This window comes from Paenibacillus sp. P4_E11 (assembly GCF_056401635.1).
In genome coordinates, this window is the sequence record NZ_JBFUIX010000242.1 from 1 (window position 1) to 3,752 (window position 3,752).

Sequence of the window (3,752 nt, forward strand, 5' to 3'; positions counted from 1 at the left end):
TATTGCTTCGCTCTTTGCAGGACAGCCTGTTGCAGAAGTGGCCTGGCTTCTGTATGGAACAATTGATCACTTGACCAAGCAATCACTCGATTGTAATAAGCTAACCCTTCCAACCCGAAATACGCCAATTGCTCATCCGTCTTCGCTTGTTCCAATCCGATCCCCTTCAGCAACCGAATCAGCAAGGGCTCCGCATGATCCTCGATTTCCCGAATAGATCTGTCCTTTCGAAGCTCCTCAGATATGCCGCTGAGTACATTTCGAAACTCTTCCCGCATAACAGGCTTCAATAAATACCCTTTTACCCCGTAGCGAATCGCATCTTGCGCAAATTTAAAATCATCATAGGCACTTAATAGAATCGTCTTCATATGCGGATACTGTTCATGAATCCGTCTGGTCAGCTCCAGTCCATTCATAACCGGCATCATGATGTCGACCACTGCAACATCGGGAGGGTTGCTCTTTATCTTCTCCCATGCTTCCGCGCCATCTTTTGCAAAGTCGATCAGACTAAAGCCTAGTTCCTTCCATGGGAAGGAGACAGCCAACCTTTCACGCATATGCTCCTCGTCATCGACTACCATAACTTTGAACATGTCATGCCTCCCTCGCCTCTGGCTACTGTATGAAAGAACGGCAAAAGCGCCCCATGTGGTAGAAGGATTTCCCCCTGTTGCCGGGCGCTCTTATTCTAGCAATGTTAACGCTTACATTGAGTTGATGTGTAGTCCCTTTACTATTTATCCTTTATTATAGATAGGTGATTCTCTGAAACTGACAGTATCGATAGGGATTCTAATACAATCGTTAGATTCCCTGTTCGGTTTCCGGCTAGCTAACCCCATTATACAGGCTATCGAATAACTGTGGATAGATGCTAAGACAGCCGTTCCAAGTGAAAAAGGACCCTTAGTCATCCCCACAAAGTGAAGCTAAGCTCTGTAGTATTTCCGAGTACTTTGTGGGGGCCCCGAATTTCAAACATCTTGTTTGAACCTCCCTTGATAGTATAAAGGATTCAGCGGTGGGAGGTTCAAGCCAAAACTCGCCAGGTCCTCTTTTTCACTCTCCACTCCTCCATGTCCACAGTTAATCGTCATCCTCTTATAGCACCCTAATCCTGGACATCGCAAAGAGTCGCTATGCTGCCAAAAGCACACAAAAACCGTCCGGTTCCGGACGGTTTTTGTGTTGGCTGCTTAGACCTACTTCCCTCGGCCTGACTCCGCGTAGTAATGGCTCTTGATGAATTTCTCAATCGCTTCGGCTCTTGTCTCCACACCGAGCTTCTCATAGATGCGGCGCTGGTAATTATCAACCGATCGTTTGCTCGTATGAATGCGATCACCGATTTGTTCCAGCGTGGCCCCTTTAATAATCATCGACATGATCGTGACCTCATCCTCGTTCAGTAAGGGATCGTGATACACGTCGGTCGTCGTCAGCTTGATCTTATGTAGCGCCCCTCTCGGGATGACGATGTGATTCTCCAGAATGCAACCAATCATATTCTTGATGGCAGCGCGGGTCGTACCTTTGGAGATAATCGCGCTAACCTGCAGCTCCAGGAAATTATTAATCATGTCCGAGACATCGACACCGGTGAATATAACAATGTGAATGTCCGGGAATTTGAACTTGATCTGCTTCGCAATGTCGGTGCCTACCAGATCTGGAAGCTGATAGTCCAAGAAGACCATATCCGGTTGGTGGGCGTCTACGGATTCGAGGCAGCTTTTGCCATTATACGCAATATCGATAACTTGGACACCCTCGATTTGTTCCAGCACTTGCTTGGTTGCTTCAGCCATCAAGGGATGATCATCAACAACGAGAACTCTGATGTCTTTGCTCATGCCGATTGACCTTCTTTCCATGGAAAAGTCGCCTTGAATTTGTAGCCATTACCTCGACTCGTTACCAATTCGTAGATGCCATTCAAGAATAGAACGCGGTTCTTCATCTGTGCGATCCCAATTCCTGACGATCCGATCTCCAGCTCGGGTGGTGACTGACCTTCCTCATACCCCACCCCGTCATCTTCGTACTCAAAATAAATGTGAGTTGGCGTCGCCCGAAGCAGAATGCGGATTTGCGTCGCCTGAGAATGCTTCTTGGCATTATTTATCAGCTCTTGAACAATACGGAACAGGTGCCTTTTCGTTTCCAAATCCGCACTCTCGATCTGCGCCCCCTGGATCGGATAGAATTGGATGTTAAACGGACTGACCACTTTCTCGAAGCGAACCAGCTTCTCTATCGTCGGGACCAGGCCGATCTCCTTCAGCAAATACGGATGTAGTTCGAAGCAACTCTGCCTCAGGTTCGAGTTGATAATATCGATATAATCAATCAAGCCATGAATGTGCGCTAAGTCTCCTTCTGTGAACGAATACTTCTCTAGCAAAGTCTGGAAACGGTCTTTCAGGAAGAACAAATCCTGCATAGTTGTGTCATGAAGGTCCGTAGCGATCCGCACACGCTCCTTCTCCTGCAGCTCAAACATCAGTTTGCGGAACCATACGAAGTCGCTAGCCGTGTGCTCATCCGGGATTTGCGCCGCCCACTGCTGTAATTGTTGGGTCAACTTACGCACCAGGTGGATATTTTCCAGACATACGGATAAGTAAGTTACGATCAGGTTCAACCATTGCGTCTCTTCCATACCAAGCCGCGTGTTTGTCTTCTTCTGCGTCATAATCAAGTAACCAGTAAACTCTTCATGTCGAGTAATCTCGAAGATCGAATAAGAGTTACTCTCACCTACTCCGTCTTCATTTCCTTCTCGTTCGCTATCTCCCTCACCCTCATCGTCTTCTTTTGCTTGTATAGTCCGCCTTACTTCCCTCTCATCTATGCTCCCTTCACTTATGATCTCTACGGAATTCTTATATTTGAATACAATCGCACCGCCAAATACTTGAAGGGAATTCACAATATCCACAAGGAAGATATCTCTCAACTGCATAAGGCTTGAGATGGACCCCAAGTCGCCCGCAATCTTCCTAAGCGCCTTCTGTAATTGATGCTTGCGTGGGAACATCGTCGGCTCCAGCTTGACGGTGAAGTACTCCAATGAGTATAGGATGTATGAGAATATTAGGAGGAACAGAATGAACTCGATCGTCATCTTTATTGGTGTTAGTTCGCCCGGAGCTAGCATCTTCGTTATTGCCACCATGACAGCACTAGGAATGAACGCAATTGTTATAGTGAACAAAATTCTTCGGATTATGATATCGATATCGTACAGCTGCTTAGTCATGATCAAGTAGGCGAATGAAAGCGGGAAAAACAAAACAAACCATCCAGAATAAAATGGGTCGATCCATGATACTCGGAAGAGAACAATTGGAATAAAAGAAAAACACACAAGCGGTGCAAACGATATTATTAAAGATATCCAAATCGTTCTAATAATAATTGACGCAAAAGACTTTTCTTCCCGGTATCTTAAAAACAAAATAAATAAAAGCAAGAAATTTAGAATCAATCCGCATATGAAAGACAAAATTATAGTAGTAGATAGAAAAAAGTTCATTTGATAATTAAAAGGGAAATCTGTGTAGTACAGTAACGTTGCCAAAAAAAAGAATGTGATCACAGAGTATAAAAATTTAATAATCTTAACTGGTAAGTGTATATTACCTTTTTCCTTGAAAAAGATTACAAGGAAATGTAGGAAAATAACAGGCAACGTCATCACGAAAATTCCAATTAGTTGTTTACCTAGAGTATCTCCTCTTATA

At 44.7% G+C, this 3,752-nt stretch carries 3 protein-coding genes; all 3 read right to left on the reverse strand.

The window, feature by feature from the left end; genetic code table 11:
- A partial coding sequence (locus AC1DWB_RS32075) for a response regulator (protein WP_477545155.1) occupies window positions 1–599 on the reverse strand: 599 nt, incomplete at its 3' end.
- A 609-nt stretch (window positions 600–1,208) separates the two neighbouring features.
- A complete protein-coding gene (locus AC1DWB_RS32080) occupies window positions 1,209–1,859 on the reverse strand; it encodes a response regulator transcription factor (RefSeq protein WP_477545156.1) in 651 nt (216 codons plus the stop codon).
- Entirely contained in the window at window positions 1,856–3,301 is a 1,446-nt protein-coding gene (locus tag AC1DWB_RS32085; RefSeq protein WP_477545157.1) for a sensor histidine kinase, read from the reverse strand. The genes AC1DWB_RS32080 and AC1DWB_RS32085 overlap by 4 nt, the downstream gene beginning before the upstream one ends.
- Window positions 3,302–3,752: the final 451 nt, after the last annotated feature.